Below are 18234 nucleotides of genomic sequence, written 5' to 3'. Positions count from 1 at the left end.
GGTCCGGGAGGTGGGGGTGTGCCGTCCTGGGGCCGCTCGGGGCCGGGTGTCGCGGCGTGCGGCGTGGGCGCCTCGGGCGAGGCGGGCGTGCCGGGGGCCGGGGCCGGGGGGCCGGTGGGTCCGCGCCGTGCGGCGTCGGTGGGGTCGGCGGCCGGGGCCGTGGGATGTGCCTGGGGCTCGGCCGACTCCTCGTTGCCGGGCCGCGGCTGCCCGCTCCCGCCGCTCACGTCCACGATGTCCCCTCGTTCGATGCGTCTCCCGTCCTGCCGGTCGGGAGGGTCTGGTGTCGATGGTATGCGTCCGTCGCGGCCCGTTCAGCCCCGGCACCCCTGTGCTTGCCTTCTGTCACACGGGTCACGGCCTCGGGGCTGGGTCGCTGTCAGTGGCCGGCCGTATGGTCTGTGGTCATGGAGACGAGTACCGAGGATGTCGCCGTGGATGCCGGCGGACGGGCCCGGCCGGCGGCGGAGGCGGATCAGAGGGGTGCGCCGGGGGACGCGGCGACCGTGGCGCCGGACGCGACGGCCCCGGCCCTCTCGTCCGCGCCCGTGGCGGCACCGCCTGCCTCGCTCTCGCCCTCGCGGGCCGGTGATTTCATGCAGTGCCCGTTGCTGTACCGGTTCCGGGTGATCGACCGGCTGCCGGAGAAGCCCAGTGAGGCGGCGACCAGGGGCACGCTGGTGCACGCGGTGCTGGAGCGGCTCTTCGACGCTCCGGCGGCCGAGCGGACGGCGCCGCGGGCGAAGGCGCTGGTGCCGGGCCAGTGGGACCGGTTGCGGGAGAGCAGGCCGGAGGTCGGCGAGCTGTTCGCGGACGACCCGGAGGGCGAGCGGCTGGCGCGGTGGCTGTCCGAGGCGGAGCGGCTGGTGGAGCGCTGGTTCACGCTGGAGGACCCGAGCCGGCTGGAGCCGGCCGAGCGGGAGCTGTTCGTCGAGGCGGAGCTGGACTCGGGGCTGCGGCTGCGCGGCATCATCGACCGGGTCGACGTGGCCCCCACCGGCGAGGTGCGCATCGTCGACTACAAGACGGGCAAGGCGCCCCGGCCGCAGTACGCGGAGAGTGCCCTGTTCCAGATGAAGTTCTACGCGCTGGTGGTGTGGCGGCTGAAGAAGGTCGTTCCCCGGCGGCTGCAGTTGGTCTACCTCGGCAGTGGTGACGTGCTCACGTACGACCCGGTCCTGGCCGACCTGGAGCGGGTCGAGCGCAAGCTGCTGGCGCTGTGGGAGGCGATCCGGCTGGCGACCGAGACGGGTGACTGGCGGCCGAGGCCCACGAAGCTGTGCGGCTGGTGCGACCACCAGGCGCACTGTCCGGAGTTCGGCGGCACTCCCCCGCCCTATCCGCTGCCGGTGAGGGCGGCCGATCCGGCCGCTGCCGAGCAGGGCAGAATGGGGCCGGACTAGGGCCTGTCCCATCGAAGGAGACTTACGTGGCCATCCGCGTCCTACTGGTCGACGATCAGCCGCTGCTGCGCACGGGCTTCCGGATGATTCTGGAGGCGGAGCCGGATCTGGCGGTCGTCGGCGAGGCCGGAGACGGCCTCCAGGCCCTGGACCAGGTGCGGGCGCTGCAGCCCGACGTGGTGCTGATGGACATCCGCATGCCGCGGATGGACGGTGTGGAGGCGACCCGGCAGATCACCGGGCCCGAGCGGGACGGTCCGGCGAAGGTGCTGGTGCTGACCACGTTCGATCTGGACGAGTACGTGGTGGAGGCGCTGAAGGCGGGGGCCAGCGGTTTCCTGCTCAAGGACGCCCCGGCCAACGAGCTGGTGCAGGCGATCCGCGTGGTGGCCAACGGTGAGGCGATGCTCGCGCCGAGCATCACCCGGCGGCTGCTCGACAAGTACGCCACGCATCTGCCCTCCGGGGAGGAGCCGGTGCCGGACACCCTGCACACGCTGACGGACCGTGAGGTGGAGGTGCTGAAGCTGGTGGCGCGCGGGTTGTCCAACGCGGAGATCGCCGCGGACCTGTTCGTCAGCGAGACGACCGTCAAGACGCACGTGGGTCATGTGCTGACCAAGCTGGGCCTGCGGGACCGGGTTCAGGCGGCGGTGTACGCGTACGAGAGCGGTCTGGTCCGTCCGGGCGCGCAGTAGCCGCTCCCCGCACGCGGTCGTCGCCCCGCGTCCGCGCACCACGCGAAGGGCGCCCTCTTCCGGACGGGAAGAGGGCGCCCTTCGGGTCTGTGCGGTGCCGCGTCAGCCGCTCACGCCCCGGCCCAGCTCCCACAGCTGGAGCGAGGAGGAGGAGTTGAGGAGGTAGGCCGTGCCGGTGACGTCGTCGCGGGTGGCGACGTACTGCTTGCCCTGCCAGAGCGGGATCAGCGGGACGTCCTTGGCGGTGATGTCCTGGATCTCGGTGAGGCTGTCCACCGCGGAGAGCCGGTCGGCCTCGCCGCGGGAGGCGGGGATCAGGTCGTTGATGATCTCCGGGTTGGCGTACGGCATGTTCAGGGTGTTGCCCTTGTCGAGGAACGGCGCGATGAAGCTGTCGGCGTCCGGGAAGTCGGGGAACCAGCCCATGCCGAAGACGTCGTACTTGCGGTCCCGCTCCGCCTGGTGGAACTTCTCCCAGGGCGTGCCCTGGATGTCGACGTCGAACAGGCCGCTGTCGTTGAGCTGCTTCTGGAGCTGTTCGAACTCCTGCTTGGTCGCGGCGCCGTAGTGGTCCGTCGTGTAGTGCAGCGTCAGCTTGACCGGCGTGGTGATGCTCGCGTCCTCCAGCGTCGCCTTCGCCTTGGCGACGCTGGGGTCGCCGTACTTGTTGAAGAACGAGTTGGAGTGGCCGGTGATGCCGGCCGGGACCATCGAGTACAGCGGTTCGGCCTGGGACCCGTAGACCGCGGAGACGAGTTCGCTGCGGTTGATGAGCTGGGCCATGGCCTGGCGGACGGCCTTGTCCTTGACCGTGGAGGCGTCCGTGTTGAAGGCGAGGTAGCGGATCTCGAGACCGGACACCTCGACCAGGCCGACGTCGCCGTCCGTGGCCTTGGAGAGCTTCTGGACCTGTTCCGGCGTCATCGCGCGGGTCATCACGTCGATGTCGCCCTTGTCGATGGCGTTGCCCATGGCCTCGGCGTCGGCGAAGGACACGAGTTCGACCTTGTCGTTGTTCACCTTGAGACTCCCCTTGTATTCGGGGTTCTTGGTGAACACGGCCTTGGTCATCTCGTCGCCCTTGACCTCGGCCTTCATGGTGTACGGGCCGGAGCCGGTCAGCTCGAAGCCGTCACGCAGCTTGTCCTTCTCGTAGTCGTCCGGGTTGACGATGCCGGCGACCGGCGTCGACAGCTTGAACGGGAAGGTGGCGTCCGCGGTGTTGAGGTGGAAGACGACCTCGCGGTCGCCCTTCGTCTCGACGGTGTCCACGGTGGACAGCAGCGACGCCACCTCGGTGTCCGCGTGGATCTTCCGCACGCGCTCGATGGAGTACTTCACGTCCTCGGCGGTGACGGGGTCGCCGTTGGCGAACTTCAGGCCGTCGCGCAGGGTGCACGCGTAGCGCTCGTTGCCGGTGTCCGTGAACCCGCACTGCTGGGCGGCCTCGGGCACGGGCTGGCCGTCGCCGCGGGGCATCACCATCAGCGTCTGCGAGGTCTGGCGCATGATGTTCCAGGCGCCGACGTCGTAGGCGTAGGCGGGGTCGAAGGGCGCGGTCATCTCGTCCGAGACGCTGAACCGGTCCGTGGTGCCGACGACGATCGCGTCACCGTCGCCGCTGCCGCTGTCCGATCCTCCGCAGGCGGCGAGCACCGGCGCGAGCAGGCCGACGACGGCCGGCAGCACCAAAGTCTTGCGGTTCATGCTCGAGTTTCTCCAGAGCTGTCGGTCCGTGTATCCGGCATGCAGGGGTGTCGCGGCGGATCACGGGGGTAGTGGCCGATGTTCTCGCGACGAGATTAGTCCGCGCCCGCACGGGGGTTCGCAGCCACCGGAGTTGAGGGCTCATCACGGAGCGAAACCGGGTGTGGACACACCGAAAACCCGACAGTGGAAGGATTAGTGCAGGGTTTCACCAATCAGGACACAAAGGCCCCTCGACAACGTTGGCCGACCCGGGTGTGGCACACCCGCAGACCCCCTGTCGACCCCCGGACGCGTGTCGAACGTCACACTTGGTCTTCGGCCGTCGGTGCCGGAATTCGGCCATGCCGGGTGGCGGAAAAAGCCGTGGGAACAGCGGTGGGGCCGCGCGGGCCGGCCGTTCCCGGAATTGCCGCTTAACGCGGCTGCACGCTCGGTGAACGCCTAGCGCATTTGTGTCATCAGGCCGCGCAGAAATGTCAGGTCGACCTCTTCCAGGGAGGTGACTACCGTGCGCCGGGCGGCGGGGGTGATGGGGGCGACGGAGGGTACGGCCACGACGTGGCAGCCGGCGGCCTCGGCGGCGGCGACCCCGGTCGCGGTGTCCTCGACGACGGCGCAGCGGGCCGGGTCCGCGCCGAGTCCGGCCGCGGCGGCCAGGTACGGGTCGGGGTGGGGCTTGGTGCGCGGCACCTCGTCGCCGGCGACGGTGAGGGCGAAGTGCTCGGGGCCGAGCGACTTCAGGACGCGGTCGATGATGCGCCGGTGCGAGGCGGAGACCAGGGCCGTGGGGATGTCGTGGGCGGACAGTTCCGCGAGCAGCCGGGCGGCGCCGGGCATGAGCGGCAGGTCGCGGCCGATGCGCTCCTCGAAGCCGTCGTTGAGGAGCACGCTCAGCTCGGCGAGGGTGATGTCGGCGCCGGTGGCCTCGATGAGGAAGCCCGCGCTGCGGGTCATGGGGCCGCCGACCACGACGTGTCGCCAGGAGTCGTCCAGGGTGTGGCCGAGGGAGGCGAAGACCTCCGTCTCGACGTCCCACCAGAAGCCCTCGGTGTCCACCAGGGTGCCGTCCATGTCGAGGAGCACGGCTTGCAGGGCGGAGCCTTCGGCCGTACGGGTTCCGAGCGCGGGGACCGTACTGGTCATCCACGTACCTCCTTGAGGGACGATCAGGCCGGCTCCCACGAGGGAGCCGGCCTGCGGTGGACCGACCAGTGTACGTCGTGCGGGACGCGAACGCCCGGTGTGGCCGGTGGAGCGGGGGCGGGGCGCCTGGCTAGCGGGCGTTGAAGTACTTCGCCTCCGGGTGGTGGATGACGATGGCGTCGGTGGACTGCTCGGGGTGGAGCTGGAACTCCTCCGACAGGTGGACGCCGATGCGCTCCGGCTCCAGCAGGGCGGCGATCTTGGCGCGGTCCTCCAGGTCGGGGCAGGCGCCGTAGCCGAGGGAGAAGCGGGCGCCCCGGTACTTCAGGGCGAACATGTCCTCCATGTCGGCCGGGTCCTCCCCGGCGAAGCCGAGTTCGGAGCGCACGCGTGCGTGCCAGTACTCGGCGAGGGCCTCGGCGAGCTGGACGGACAGGCCGTGCAGTTCGAGGTAGTCGCGGTAGGCGTTGGCCTCGAACATGCGGGCCGTCTCCTCGCCGATGCGGGAGCCGACGGTGACGACCTGGAAGCCGACCACGTCGGTCTCGCCGGACTCCTCCGGGCGGAAGAAGTCCGCCAGGCACAGCCGCCGGCCGCGGCGCTGGCGCGGGAAGGTGAACCGGGTGCGCTCGTTGCCGTCGTCGTCGAGGACGATCAGGTCGTCGTCCTTGGAGACGCAGGGGAAGTAGCCGTACACCACGGCCGCCTCCAGCAGGTTCTCCGTCTGGAGCCGGTCGAGCAGCCCGCGCAGCCTGGGGCGGCCCTCGGACTCGACCAGTTCCTCGTACGAGGGTCCCTCGCCGGTGCGGGCCTGCTTGAGGCCCCACTGGCCCTTGAAGAGGGCGCCCTCGTCGAGCCAGGAGGCGTACTCCTTGAGCTGGATGCCCTTGACGACGCGGGTGCCGCGGAACGGCGGCTCGGGGACGGGGTTGTCGGTGGCCACGTCGGAGCGGACGCTGCCTTCCTCGGGCCGGTCCTCGATCTCGACGGTGGCGGCCCGTACCCGGCGCTGCTTGAGTTCGGGCAGCTTGGCGCCGGGCACGCCCCGCTTGATGCCGATGAGCGCGTCCATCAGGCGCAGCCCCTCGAAGGCGTCACGGGCGTAGCGGACTTCGCCGTCGTAGATCTCGTGGAGGTCCTGCTCGACGTAGGCGCGGGTGAGGGCGGCGCCGCCGAGGATGACGGGGTAGTCGGCGGCCAGCTTGCGCTGGTTGAGCTCCTCCAGGTTCTCCTTCATGATCACGGTGGACTTGACCAGGAGCCCGGACATGCCGATCACGTCGGCCTTGTGCTCGTCGGCGGCTTCCAGGATGGCCGAGACGGGCTGCTTGATGCCGAGGTTGACGACGGTGTAGCCGTTGTTGGACAGGATGATGTCGACGAGGTTCTTGCCGATGTCGTGGACGTCGCCGCGGACGGTGGCCAGCACGATCGTGCCCTTGCCGTCGTCGTCGGTCTTCTCCATGTGCGGTTCCAGGTGGGCGACCGCGGTCTTCATGACCTCGGCGGACTGCAGCACGAACGGCAACTGCATCTGCCCGGACCCGAAGAGTTCGCCGACGACCTTCATGCCGTCGAGCAGGGTGTCGTTGACGATGTCGAGGGCGGGTCGCTCGGTCAGGGCGTCGTCGAGGTCCTGTTCCAGGCCGTTCTTCTCGCCGTCGATGATGCGGCGCTTGAGGCGCTCCTCCAGCGGGAGGGCGGCCAGTTCCTCGGCCTTGGACGCCTTCAGCGACTTGGCGGTCGCGCCCTCGAACAACTGCATCAGCTTCTGCAGCGGGTCGTAGCCCTCGCGGCGGCGGTCGTAGATCAGGTCCAGGGCCGTGGTGACCTGCTCCTCGTCGAAGCGGGCGATCGGCAGGATCTTCGAGGCGTGGACGATCGCCGAGTCCAGGCCCGCCTTGACGCACTCGTCCAGGAAGACGGAGTTCAGCAGGATGCGGGCGGCCGGGTTGAGGCCGAAGGAGATGTTCGACAGGCCCAGCGTGGTCTGCACCTGCGGGTGGCGCTTCTTCAGCTCCCGGATTCCCTCGATGGTCGCCACACCGTCCTTGCGGGACTCCTCCTGCCCGGTGCAGATCGTGAACGTCAGACAGTCGACGAGGATGTCGGACTCGTGGATGCCCCAGTTCCCGGTCAGGTCGTCGATGAGCCGTTCGGCGATCTCGACCTTCTTCTCCGCCGTCCGGGCCTGCCCCTCCTCGTCGATCGTCAGGGCGATCAGCGCGGCGCCGTGCTCGCGGGCGAGCCTGGTGACCCGGGCGAAGCGGGACTCGGGGCCCGCACCGTCCTCGTAGTTCACCGAGTTGATCACCGCGCGCCCGCCGAGCTTCTCGAGGCCCGCCCGGATGACCTCCACCTCGGTGGAGTCCAGCACGATCGGCAGCGTCGAAGCCGTGGCGAACCGGCCGGCCAGCTCCTCCATGTCGGCCACGCCGTCGCGGCCCACGTAGTCCACGCACAGGTCGAGCATGTGCGCGCCCTCACGGATCTGGTCCCGCGCCATCTCCACGCAGTCGTCCCAGCGGCCGTCCAGCATGGCCTCGCGGAACTTCTTGGAACCGTTGGCGTTGGTGCGCTCGCCGATGGCCAGGTAGGAGGTGTCCTGCCGGAACGGCACGCTCTGGTAGAGCGAGGCGGCGCCGGGCTCCGGGCGGGGATCACGCGGCGTGGGCTCGGTGCCGCGGACCCGCTCGACCACCTCGCGCAGGTGCTCGGGGGTCGTGCCGCAGCAGCCGCCGACCAGCGACAGGCCGTACTCCCGCACGAACGTCTCGTGCGCGTCGGCGAGCTCGGGCGCGGTCAGCGGGTAGTGGGCGCCGTCCTTGCCGAGGACGGGCAGGCCGGCGTTGGGCATGCAGGTCAGCGGGATGCGGGCGTGGCGGGCGAGGTAGCGCAGGTGCTCGCTCATCTCGGCGGGGCCGGTGGCGCAGTTCATGCCGATCATGTCGATGCCGAGCGGCTCCAGCGCAGTCAGCGCGGCGCCGATCTCCGAGCCGAGCAGCATGGTGCCGGTCGTCTCGACGGTGACGGAGACGATGACGGGCAGGTCCAGGCCGAGGGCGTCCAGGGCGCGCCGGGCGCCGAGCACGGAGGCCTTGGTCTGCAGCAGGTCCTGCGTGGTCTCGACGAGCAGCGCGTCGGCGCCGCCGGCGACCAGGCCCTCGGCGTTGCGCTGGTAGGCGTCGCGCAGGACGGTGTACGGGGCGTGGCCGAGGGTGGGGAGCTTGGTGCCGGGGCCGATCGAGCCGAGGACCCAGCGCTGCCGCCCGTCCCCGGCGGTGAACGCGTCGGCGGTCTCGCGGGCGACGCGGGCACCGGCCTCGGACAGTTCGTGGACGCGTTCGGCGATGTCGTACTCGCCGAGGGCGGAGTGGTTGGCGCCGAAGGTGTTGGTGCCGACGCAGTCGACTCCGGCGGCGAAGTACTCCTCGTGCACCGAGCGGACGATGTCCGGGCGGGTGACGTTGAGGACCTCGTTGCACCCTTCGAGCTGCTGGAAGTCGTCCAGCGTGGGGTTCTGCGCCTGGAGCATGGTGCCCATCGCGCCGTCGGCGACCACCACGCGGGTGGCGAGGGCCTCTCGGAGGGCGGACACGCGGGTGCGGGTGTCGGCGGGCGGGGTGGATGGCGACGAGGCCATGAATGGGCTCCCTAGGATGCGACGGCTGTCGGCTTTGCCTCTGCCCCGGTGCCGTCCGTCGTCGACGTCCCGGGGAGAACGCACGCCGCCAGGGTAGCCGGGTCCGGGCGCCGATGGTCAGGGCGTCCACGAGACGGACGGGGCCGACGGGGTGAATACCGGCCGAACGGACGAGCGCGCCTGCCCGGACGGCCCCCGGCGGCGGGGGCCCGGGGGGCCGGTGCCCGCGCCTGGCGGAGGGCGGCCGCGGTCACGCGGAGGTGGCCGAAGTGCAACAGTTGCCCGCCGACCATTAGCGGGAGGTCGGCATGGACCGGTAGTGTTCGGCATTGCCGAACAGCGTCTGCGACGCCGAGGTCGGCACTCGAAGGGGACGGAGGCAGTACGTCGATGGCACGGAACATCCAGTCGCTCGAGCGGGCGGCCGCGATGCTGCGCCTGCTCGCGGGCGGCGAGCGGCGGCTCGGCCTGTCGGACATCGCCTCGTCACTGGGTCTGGCCAAGGGCACCGCGCACGGCATCCTGCGCACCCTCCAGCAGGAGGGCTTCGTCGAGCAGGACGACGCCTCGGGGCGCTACCAGCTCGGCGCCGAACTGCTGCGCCTGGGCACGACCTACCTGGACGTGCACGAGCTGCGGGCCCGCGCCCTGGTGTGGACGGACGACCTGGCCCGCTCCAGCGGCGAGAGCGTCCACCTCGGCGTCCTGCACCAGCAGGGCGTGCTGATCGTGCACCACGTCTTCCGGCCCGACGACAGCCGGCAGGTCCTGGAGATCGGGGCCATGCAGCCGCTGCACTCGACGGCGCTGGGCAAGGTGCTGTCGGCGTACGACCCGGTGGCGCACAGCGAGGCGCTGGAGGCGGACCGCAAGGCGTTCACGGACCGCACCGTCTGTGAGCCGGACGACTTCGAGCATGTCCTGGACATCACCCGCGCGCGCGGGTACGCGGCCGACGTCGAGGAGACCTGGGAGGGCATCGCCTCCGTCGCCGCCCCCATCCACGACCGCAGGCGGATGCCGGTGGGCGCGGTCGGCATCACGGGGGCCGTGGAGCGGCTGTGCCGCGAGGGCGAGCTGCGGCCCGAGCTGGTCGCGGCGGTACGGGACTGCGCCCGCGCGGTGTCGCGGGACCTGGGCGCGGGGCGGTTCTAGGCGCGAGGCGGTCACAGGGGCGCGGCGCGCGACGGACACGGGCCGGGACACCGAGGGTGTTCCGGCCCTCGGCGTTCCCGCGCCCGCTTTTCCCCCGGGGCGGGCCGGCCGGTGCCGGTCTCCGGTGCCGGCCGGAGACCGGCGTCTGAGGCCGGCACCGGAGACCGGCACCGGAGACCGGCACCGGAGACCGGCACGGCGCATCGATAACCCCTGGCGATCAATAACGATCGTGCTTTCGATAACAGAGCTCTTGACGCGCGCGTGACGTCGAACGAGACTCGCGTCCATCGGTCGGCATTGTCGAACACCTACCGGCAATACGCGTTAGAGTGTGCGCAGTGCCAAGGGCCGCCATCGCTCTCACACCGAGGGCGCCGGAACACCCGGAGGGACCCGGGGGTTCGGCTTCCCCTGGACGAAGGACAAAGGAGTCGCGGGTGTCCAGCTCCGACATCTTCATCGGCGAGACCATCGGTACCGCCCTGCTCATCCTGCTCGGCGGCGGCGTGTGTGCCGCCGTGACGCTCAAGGCCTCCAAGGCGCGCAACGCCGGCTGGGTCGCCATCGCCTTCGGGTGGGGCTTCGCGGTCATGACGGCGGCGTACATATCGGGTCCGCTCTCCGGCGCGCACCTCAACCCGGCCGTGACGGTCGGCATCGCGATCAAGGACGGTGACTGGAGCAACACCCCGACCTACTTCGCGGGTCAGCTCCTCGGCGCCATGATCGGCGCGGTCCTGGTCTGGGTCGCGTACTACGGCCAGTTCCAGGCCCACCTCACCGACCGGGAGATCGTCGGCGGTCCCGGTGCGCAGGACACGGCCAAGTCCGTCGAGGCGCAGGAGAAGGGCGCCGGCCCGGTCCTGGGCGTCTTCTCCACCGGCCCCGAGATCCGGCACACGGTCCAGAACCTCGCCACCGAGATCATCGGCACGTTCGTGCTGCTGCTCGCCATCCTCACCCAGGGCCTCAACGACGAGGGCAACGGCCTCGGCGTCCTGGGCGCGCTGATCACCGGGTTCGTGGTCGTCTCGATCGGTCTGTCGCTCGGTGGCCCGACGGGATACGCGATCAACCCGGTCCGCGACCTCGGCCCGCGCATCGTGCACGCCCTGCTGCCCCTGCCGAACAAGGGCGGCTCCGACTGGTCCTACGCCTGGATCCCGGTCGTCGGTCCGCTGATCGGCGGTGCGATCGCCGGAGGTGTCTACAACGTCGCGTTCGCCTGAACGGGCCCCCGCCCGGCGATCATCGAGCCGCAGACCACGCGCCGTACGCACCGGCCACCCACCACGGAACCCCAGGAGCACACAGTGACCGACGCCCACACCGCAGGCCCCTTCATCGCCGCGATCGACCAGGGCACCACCTCCTCGCGCTGCATCGTCTTCGACCGCGACGGCCGCATCGTCGCCGTCGACCAGAAGGAGCACGAGCAGATCTTCCCCAAGCCCGGCTGGGTCGAGCACGACGCCGCCGAGATCTGGACCAACGTCCAGGAGGTCGTCGCCGGTGCCGTCGAGAAGGCCGGCATCACCCGCGACGACATCAAGGCCATCGGCATCACCAACCAGCGCGAGACCACGCTCGTCTGGGACAAGAACACCGGTGAGCCCGTCCACAACGCGATCGTCTGGCAGGACACCCGCACCGACGCCCTGTGCAAGGAGCTCGGCCGCAACGTCGGCCAGGACCGCTTCCGCCGCGAGACCGGCCTTCCCCTGGCCTCCTACTTCGCCGGTCCCAAGGCCCGCTGGCTGCTCGACAACGTCGACGGCCTGCGCGAGCGCGCCGAGGCGGGCGACCTGCTCTTCGGCACGATGGACACCTGGGTCATCTGGAACCTGACCGGCGGGGTGAACGGCGGCAAGCACGTCACCGACGTCACCAACGCCTCGCGCACCCTGCTGATGAACCTGCACACCATGGCGTGGGACGAGCGGATCGCCGAGTCGATCGGCGTGCCGATGCAGATGCTCCCGGAGATCCGCTCCTCCGCCGAGGTGTACGGCGAGATCAAGGGCGGCCGGCTGGGCGACCTGCTCGGCGGCATCCCGGTCGCCTCGGCGCTGGGCGACCAGCAGGCGGCCCTGTTCGGCCAGACCTGCTTCTCCGAGGGCGAGACCAAGTCGACGTACGGCACCGGCACCTTCATGGTGATGAACACCGGTGACAAGCTGATCAACTCCTACTCGGGCCTGCTCACCACCGTCGGCTACAAGATCGGCGACCAGGACACGGTCTACGCCCTGGAGGGCTCGATCGCCGTCACCGGTTCGCTGGTGCAGTGGATGCGCGACCAGATGGGCCTGATCTCCACCGCCGCCGAGATCGAGACCCTCGCCCTGACGGTCGAGGACAACGGCGGCGCCTACTTCGTGCCGGCCTTCTCCGGCCTGTTCGCCCCGTACTGGCGCTCCGACGCCCGCGGTGTGATCGCCGGCCTCACCCGGTACGTCACCAAGGCGCACCTCGCGCGCGCCGTCCTGGAGGCCACCGCCTGGCAGACCCGTGAGATCGCGGACGCCATGACGAAGGACTCCGGGGTGGAGCTGACCGCCCTCAAGGTCGACGGCGGCATGACCTCCAACAACCTGCTGATGCAGACCCTCGCCGACTTCGTGGACGCCCCCGTGGTGCGCCCGATGGTCGCCGAGACCACCTGCCTCGGCGCCGCCTACGCCGCCGGCCTGGCCGTCGGCTTCTGGAACAGCACCGACGACCTGCGCGCCAACTGGCGGCGGGCCGCCGAGTGGACCCCCCGCATGGACGCGGACACCCGCGACCGTGAGTACAAGAGCTGGCTCAAGGCCGTGGAGCGGACCATGGGCTGGCTCGAGGACGAGGAGTAAGAACCGCAATGACCACTCAGTCCACCCTGCAGTCCGTGCCTGCCCTGGGTACGCACCCGGCCTCCGGCTCGAACCCGAGCCGGGCCGAGACCCGGGAGCAGCTTTCCAAGGCGTCGTACGACCTTCTCGTGATCGGCGGCGGCATCCTGGGCATCTCCACCGCCTGGCACGCCGCGCAGTCCGGCCTCAGGGTGGCCGTGGTCGACGCCGGCGACTTCGCCGGCGCCACCTCCTCCGCCTCCTCCAAGCTGCTCCACGGCGGACTGCGCTACCTGCAGACCGGCGCGGTGAAGCTGGTGGCGGAGAACCACTTCGAACGCCGTGCGGTCTCCCGCCAGGTGGCCCCCCACCTGGCGAACCCGCTCACCTTCTACCTCCCCGTGTACAAGGGCGGGCCGCACGGCGCGGCGAAGCTCGGGGCGGGTGTCTTCGCGTACTCGGCGCTGTCCGCGTTCGGCGACGGCGTAGGCCACCTGCTCTCCCCCGCGAAGGCCGCGCAGGACGTGCCGGAGCTGCGCACCGAGAACCTCAAGGCCGTGGCCGTGTACGGCGACGACCAGATGAACGACGCCCGCATGGCGCTGATGACCGTCCGCGCGGCGGTCGAGTCCGGCGCGGTCGTCCTCAACCACGCCGAGGTCACCGGGCTGCGCTTCACCAACGGCCGGGTGACCGGAGCCGAGCTGAAGGACCGGCTGTCCGGCGACGAGTTCGGGGTGAACGCCCGTCTGGTGCTCAACGCCACCGGCCCGTGGGTCGACCACCTGCGCCGCATGGAGGACCCGGCCGCGGCGCCGTCCATCCGCCTGTCCAAGGGCGCGCACCTGGTGCTCAAGCGCACGGCGCCCTGGAAGGCGGCGCTGGCCACCCCGATCGACAAGTACCGGATCACCTTCGCCCTCCCCTGGGAGGACATGCTGCTGCTCGGCACGACCGACGAGGAGTTCGAGGGCGACCCGGCGGACGTCGCGGTCAACGACAAGGACGTGGCCCAGATACTCGACGAGGCCGCGTTCTCCGTCCGCGACCAGCAGCTCGACCGGGACCTCGTCACGTACTCCTTCGCGGGCCTGCGGGTGCTGCCGGGCGGTCCCGGTGACACGGCGAAGGCCAAGCGCGAGACGGTCGTCACCGAGGGCCGCGGCGGGATGCTGTCCGTCGCGGGCGGCAAGTGGACCACCTTCCGCCACATCGGCCGTACGGTGATGAAGAAGCTGGAGTCGCTGCCGGGCCACCCCCTGGGCGACGATTTCGAGCCGATCGCGTCGCTGCCGAAGAAGCTGCCGCTGCCCGGCGTCGCCAACCCGCGCGCGGTGGCCCACCGGCTGCTGGTCGACGGTTCGGCGCCCGGTCCGCGCATGGCGGCGGACACCGCCAAGCACCTGGCCACGCACTACGGTTCGCTCGCCTTCGACATCGCCCGGCTCGCCAACGAGAGCCCGGAACTGGCGCAGCGGGTCCACCCGGACGCCCCGGAGATCTGGGCGCAGGTGGTGTGGGCCCGGGACAACGAGTGGGCCGAGACGGCGGACGACGTGCTGCGCCGCCGTACGACGCTGACGATCCGCGGCCTGGCCACGGACGACGTCCGCGCGCGGGTGCAGGACGTGCTCGACCGGAAGTAGGCCCCCGCGTTCCGACGGCGGCGGGTGTCCGGACACCGGGCACGGGGCAGTGATCCGTTCACTGCCCCGTGCAAAGGGGCTGCGGGCGGCCCCTCGGCACGCCGTAAGGTTGGGGGGTACGCGAGGGCACGTCGGAAGGAGGCGCTGGGTGATCGAGCTCGAGGGGGTTCCCGAGCTGGTCGACCCGGTCATGGTGGCCGCGTTCGAGGGCTGGAACGATGCCGGTGACGCCGCCTCCACCGCGGTCGCGCATCTCGACCGGGAGTGGAAGGGCGAGGTGTTCGCGGCACTGGACGCCGAGGACTACTACGACTTCCAGGTCAACCGTCCCACGGTCTTCATCGAGGACGGCGTCCGCAAGGTCACCTGGCCGACGACGCGGCTCTCGGTGGTCCGGGTGGGCGGTGAGAAACCGCGCGACCTGGTGCTCGTGCGGGGCATCGAACCGTCGATGCGCTGGCGCTCGTTCTGCAACGAGCTGCTCGGCTTCGCCCATGAGCTGGGCGTCGAGCTGGTGGTGGTCCTGGGCGCCCTGCTGGGCGACACGCCGCACACCCGGCCGGTCCCGATCAGCGGGACGACGTCGGACGCGGACCTGGCCCGGCGCATGGACCTGGAGGAGACCAAGTACGAGGGGCCCACGGGCATCGTCGGCATCCTCCAGGAGGCGTGCACGCACGCGGGCGTTCCGGCCGTGTCGCTGTGGGCCGCGGTGCCGCACTACGTCTCGCAGCCGCCGAACCCGAAGGCCACGCTGGCCCTGCTGAACCGGCTGGAGGACCTGATCGGCGTGCGGGTCCCGCTGGGCGAGCTGCCCGAGGACGCGCGTGCCTGGCAGGTCGGGGTCGACCAGTTGGCCGCCGAGGACACCGAGGTCGCGGAGTACGTGCAGTCGCTGGAGGAGGCCCGGGACACGGCGGAACTGCCGGAGGCGTCGGGCGAGGCGATCGCGCGGGAGTTCGAGCGGTACCTGCGGCGGCGGGACGGCGCCGGGCCGGGGCCCGGGGGTCCCGGCGGGCACGCCACGGCGGACGGGGGTGACGGGCCGTCCGGGGCGCCGTTCCTCCGGGAGAACCCGAGCGGGCGGACCCGGCCGCCCAAGCCGCCGAAGGCGGGCGGGGAGGACGAGGAGTCCTCCGAGGACTGAGGCTCACCGGGACCGAGGGGCGCTTCCCTGGTGGGAGCGCCCCTCGGTCGTTCGAAGCGGGTTACGGCGACAGCCCGCGGCCGGGGAACGCCTACAGCGCCACGCCGAGGAGGGCGTCCACCGCGCGGGAGACGACTCCCGGGGCTCCCGTGTCGGTGCCGCCGGAGGCCTCCTGGAGGGCGGCCCAGCGGTCGACCGCGGCGAGGGCGGCCGGGGAGTCCAGGTCGTTGGACAGTGCCTCGCGGATCTCCTCGACGAGTGCCTCGGCGGGCGGGCCGTCGGGGCGGGAGACGGCGGCACGCCAGCGGTCGAGACGGGCGACGGCGTCGTCCAGCACCTGGCCGGTCCACTCCCAGTCGGAGCGGTAGTGGTGGGCCAGCAGCGCGAGCCGGATGGCGGCCGGGTCCACGCCCTCGCGGCGCAACTGCGACACGAAGACCAGGTTGCCCTTGGACTTGGACATCTTCTCGCCGTCGAGACCGACCATGCCGGCGTGCACGTACGCCTTGGCCATCGGGAACTCGCCGGTCAGCGCCTGGGCGTGCGAGGCGCCCATCTCGTGGTGCGGGAAGGCGAGGTCGGAGCCGCCGCCCTGGACGTCGAAGCCCATGCCGAGGTGGTCGAGGGCGATGGCCACGCACTCGATGTGCCAGCCGGGGCGCCCGCGGCCGAGGGAGCCGCCGTCCCAGCTCGGTTCGCCCTCGCGGGCGGCCATCCACAGCATCGGGTCGAGCGGGTTCTTCTTGCCGGGCCGGTCGGGGTCGCCGCCGCGCTCGGCGGAGAGCAGCCGCATGGCGGACGCGTCGAGGTGGGAGACGCCGCCGAAGTGCGGGTCCGCCTCGACGGAGAAGTAGACGTCGCCCTCCAGCTCGTAGGCCGCGCCCGCGTCGCGCAGCCGCTCGACGAGCGGGACGATGCCGGGTATGGCCTCGACGGCGCCTATGTAGTGCCGCGGCGGCAGCATCCGCAGCGCCGTCATGTCCTCGCGGAAGAGGGCGGTCTCCTGCTCGGCGAGGGCGGTCCAGTCGACCCCGTCGCGCACGGCCCGCTCGAGGAGCGGATCGTCCACGTCGGTGACGTTCTGGACGTAGTGGACCTGCCGCTTGGTGTCGAGCCACACGCGCTGCACGAGGTCGAACGCGTTGTAGGTCGCCGCGTGCCCCATGTGGGTGGCGTCGTACGGCGTGATGCCGCAGACGTAGAGGCGGGCGACGGGACCGGGGGCGAGGGTGACCAGGCCGCCGGTCGCGGTGTCGTGGATCCTCAGGTCGCGGCCCTGACCAGGCAGGGCGGGGACCTCGGAAGCGGGCCAGGCATGCATGTCATGAGCCTAACCGGACGGATGTTCCGTACACGAACCGGACCGGGCCGGATGACCGGTAAGGCGCTCTTGCGCGGAACCGGCCGGTGTGCGAGGGGCGCCTACACGGGAGGCCAGGGAATCGCCGGCCACTCGCCGCCGGGTTCGGGGTGCTTGCCGGAGGTGAGGAGGGCGTCGACCCGCGCGCGCGTGGCGTCGAGTTCGGCGGGGGTGATGAGCGCGGCGAGCCGGGCGGCGAGGGTGCCGCCGTCCTTCAGTGCCTCCCTGAGGCCGTCCAGGACCGACAGGGCCTCCGCGGTGAGCGGATCGCCCGCCCAGCCCCACAGGAGGGTGCGGAGCTTGTTCTCGGCGTTGAAGGTGACGCCGTGGTCGATGCCGTACAGCCGCTCCCCCGCCGCGGGCAGGAGGTGGCCGCCCTTGCGGTCGGCGTTGTTGATGACCGCGTCGAGGACGGCCAGCCGGCGCAGCCGCGCGTCGTCGGCGTGGACGAGCAGGGCGGTGCGGCCCTCGCCGACCTCGGCGAGCGCGATCCCCTTCCAGCCCGGGCCCGGCTCCTCCTCGTCGACCAGGGCGAGCAGTTCCGTGTCCGGGACGGCCTCGATCCACAGCTGGACCATGCCCTCGCCGTACGGGCCGTCGCGCAGCACGGTGGGCGGGACGAGGCCCCAGCCGGTGGCCTCGGAGACCTCGTAGGCGGCGACCTCGCGCTGGGCGAGGGTGCCGTCGGGGAAGTCCCACAGCGGGCGCTCCCCGGCGACCGGCTTGTAGACGCAGGCCGCCTCGCGTCCCTCGTGCGTCACCGTGCAGTACAGCGCCGCGTTGGACGCGTCACGGATGCGTCCGCGGACGGTCAGTTCGCCCAGGGCGAGCAGCTCGGCGTCCGCCGCGTCGGTGGTCACGCTCCGCGGCGGTATCCGTTCTGGCGCGGACATACGTGTCCTTCCGGGTCGAGCGGGAGGCTGCACAGCGGGCACGGCGGCCGCCCGGCGTTGACGACGTCGAGGGCGCGCTTGGCGAAGGCCCTGGCCTGCGCGCCGGTGAGGCGGACCCGGAGCATGGGCGGTCCGTTCTCCTCGTCCTGGAGGAGCCGTTCCTCGGCCTCGGCCAGGTCCTCCTCGGACTCGGCGTCCAGCTCCACGAGGGCCTGCGCCTCGACGATCATGCGCTGGTCCTCGCCGTCCCAGGCCAGCGCCATGGTGCCGACGCGGAACTCCTCCTCGACGGGGGTGTCCAGCGGCGCCGTGTCGGCGGGCCCGGTGGGTGCGGTGGCGGGGACGGCCGTGCTGCCGCCGCTGCGCCGTACGACTTCGTCCAGAAGCTCGTCCATGCGCTCGGCGAGGGCGGCGACCTGTGTCTTCTCCAGGGCCACGCTGGTCACCCGGGAGCCGGCGGAGGCCTGGAGGAAGAACGTACGGCGCCCGGGCAGTCCGACCGTACCGGCCACGAAACGTTCCGGTTGGTCGTAGAGGAACACCTGACGGGACACGTCCTGTCTCCATGGAAGTCGGGGAAAGCGGAAGATCGGGATCGGGGA

General features: G+C 71.3%; 13 protein-coding genes and 1 pseudogene. 7 read left to right on the top strand and 7 right to left on the bottom strand.

The window, feature by feature from the left end:
* Positions 1 to 233 (bottom strand): annotated as a pseudogene (locus IG88_RS44270) (hypothetical protein); the annotation flags it as partial.
* Between the two features lie 174 nt (positions 234 to 407).
* Between IG88_RS44270 and IG88_RS0115420 the strand changes: the two are divergent.
* Positions 408 to 1403: a RecB family exonuclease gene (locus IG88_RS0115420; RefSeq protein ID WP_031040492.1), complete on the top strand. Its 996-nt coding sequence runs from the start codon at positions 408 to 410 to the stop codon at positions 1401 to 1403.
* Between the two features lie 26 nt (positions 1404 to 1429).
* Positions 1430 to 2101 (top strand): response regulator, encoded by a 672-nt coding sequence (locus IG88_RS0115415; protein ID WP_031040489.1) that lies wholly within the window; start codon positions 1430 to 1432, stop codon positions 2099 to 2101.
* A gap of 102 nt (positions 2102 to 2203) precedes the next feature.
* Here the strand turns inward: IG88_RS0115415 and IG88_RS0115410 are convergent, their stop codons facing one another.
* The 3 genes from IG88_RS0115410 to metH form a co-directional block, all read right to left on the bottom strand.
* Complete coding sequence (locus IG88_RS0115410) at positions 2204 to 3808, bottom strand: ABC transporter substrate-binding protein (protein ID WP_031040486.1); 1605 nt, start codon at positions 3806 to 3808, stop codon at positions 2204 to 2206.
* A gap of 444 nt (positions 3809 to 4252) precedes the next feature.
* A complete protein-coding gene (locus IG88_RS0115405) occupies positions 4253 to 4954 on the bottom strand; it encodes an HAD family hydrolase (RefSeq protein WP_031040484.1) in 702 nt (233 codons plus the stop codon).
* 130 nt (positions 4955 to 5084) lie between these two features.
* Positions 5085 to 8597: a methionine synthase gene (gene metH / locus IG88_RS0115400; protein ID WP_031040482.1), complete on the bottom strand. Its 3513-nt coding sequence runs from the start codon at positions 8595 to 8597 to the stop codon at positions 5085 to 5087.
* Positions 8598 to 8987: 390 nt separating this feature from the next.
* Between metH and IG88_RS0115395 the strand changes: the two genes are divergently transcribed.
* The 5 genes from IG88_RS0115395 (at position 8988) to parJ (ending at position 15379) form a co-directional block, all read left to right on the top strand.
* Positions 8988 to 9752 (top strand): IclR family transcriptional regulator, encoded by a 765-nt coding sequence (locus IG88_RS0115395; protein WP_031040480.1) that lies wholly within the window; start codon positions 8988 to 8990, stop codon positions 9750 to 9752.
* A 440-nt stretch (positions 9753 to 10192) separates the two neighbouring features.
* The gene (locus IG88_RS0115390) at positions 10193 to 10984 is read left to right on the top strand and encodes an MIP/aquaporin family protein (protein ID WP_031040477.1); all 792 of its coding nucleotides are present in this window, start codon (positions 10193 to 10195) and stop codon (positions 10982 to 10984) included.
* Between the two features lie 84 nt (positions 10985 to 11068).
* Positions 11069 to 12607 (top strand): glycerol kinase GlpK, encoded by a 1539-nt coding sequence (glpK, locus tag IG88_RS0115385; RefSeq protein ID WP_031040474.1) that lies wholly within the window; start codon positions 11069 to 11071, stop codon positions 12605 to 12607.
* A gap of 8 nt (positions 12608 to 12615) precedes the next feature.
* A complete protein-coding gene (locus IG88_RS0115380; RefSeq protein WP_031040471.1) occupies positions 12616 to 14232 on the top strand; it encodes a glycerol-3-phosphate dehydrogenase/oxidase in 1617 nt (538 codons plus the stop codon).
* 148 nt (positions 14233 to 14380) lie between these two features.
* The gene (parJ, locus tag IG88_RS0115375; RefSeq protein ID WP_031040469.1) at positions 14381 to 15379 is read left to right on the top strand and encodes a filament polymerization regulator ParJ; all 999 of its coding nucleotides are present in this window, start codon (positions 14381 to 14383) and stop codon (positions 15377 to 15379) included.
* Between the two features lie 91 nt (positions 15380 to 15470).
* Here parJ and mshC read toward each other — a convergent pair whose 3' ends face one another.
* From mshC to IG88_RS0115360, 3 genes are all read right to left on the bottom strand, one after another.
* Entirely contained in the window at positions 15471 to 16700 is a 1230-nt protein-coding gene (mshC, locus tag IG88_RS0115370) for a cysteine--1-D-myo-inosityl 2-amino-2-deoxy-alpha-D-glucopyranoside ligase (RefSeq protein WP_031040466.1), read from the bottom strand.
* A 101-nt stretch (positions 16701 to 16801) separates the two neighbouring features.
* Complete coding sequence (locus tag IG88_RS0115365) at positions 16802 to 17632, bottom strand: SCO1664 family protein (protein ID WP_051851917.1); 831 nt, start codon at positions 17630 to 17632, stop codon at positions 16802 to 16804.
* Positions 17596 to 18186 carry a DUF3090 domain-containing protein gene (locus IG88_RS0115360; RefSeq protein ID WP_030187752.1) on the bottom strand — a complete coding sequence of 197 codons (591 nt, stop codon included), beginning with the start codon at positions 18184 to 18186 and terminating at the stop codon, positions 17596 to 17598. Before IG88_RS0115360 ends, IG88_RS0115365 begins: the two co-directional genes overlap by 37 nt.
* Positions 18187 to 18234 lie beyond the last annotated feature (48 nt).

This window comes from Streptomyces sp. NRRL F-5650, assembly GCF_000721365.1.
GTDB lineage: Bacteria > Actinomycetota > Actinomycetes > Streptomycetales > Streptomycetaceae > Streptomyces > Streptomyces ardesiacus.
Note: the sequence above shows the minus strand (reverse complement) of the source record. Positions and strands in the feature narration are given on the sequence as shown.

Excerpts from the sequence above, each read along its gene's own strand:
- IG88_RS0115395 (WP_031040480.1), top strand. The coding sequence starts at position 8,988 with ATGGCACGGAACATCCAGTCGCTCGAGCGGGCGGCCGCGATGCTGCGC.
- IG88_RS0115405 (WP_031040484.1), bottom strand. The coding sequence starts at position 4,954 with ATGACCAGTACGGTCCCCGCGCTCGGAACCCGTACGGCCGAAGGCTCC.
- mshC (WP_031040466.1), bottom strand. The coding sequence starts at position 16,700 with ATGCATGCCTGGCCCGCTTCCGAGGTCCCCGCCCTGCCTGGTCAGGGC.
- IG88_RS0115380 (WP_031040471.1), top strand. The coding sequence starts at position 12,616 with ATGACCACTCAGTCCACCCTGCAGTCCGTGCCTGCCCTGGGTACGCAC.
- IG88_RS0115410 (WP_031040486.1), bottom strand. The coding sequence starts at position 3,808 with ATGAACCGCAAGACTTTGGTGCTGCCGGCCGTCGTCGGCCTGCTCGCG.
- IG88_RS0115365 (WP_051851917.1), bottom strand. The coding sequence starts at position 17,632 with ATGTCCGCGCCAGAACGGATACCGCCGCGGAGCGTGACCACCGACGCG.
- metH (WP_031040482.1), bottom strand. The coding sequence starts at position 8,597 with ATGGCCTCGTCGCCATCCACCCCGCCCGCCGACACCCGCACCCGCGTG.
- IG88_RS0115420 (WP_031040492.1), top strand. The coding sequence starts at position 408 with ATGGAGACGAGTACCGAGGATGTCGCCGTGGATGCCGGCGGACGGGCC.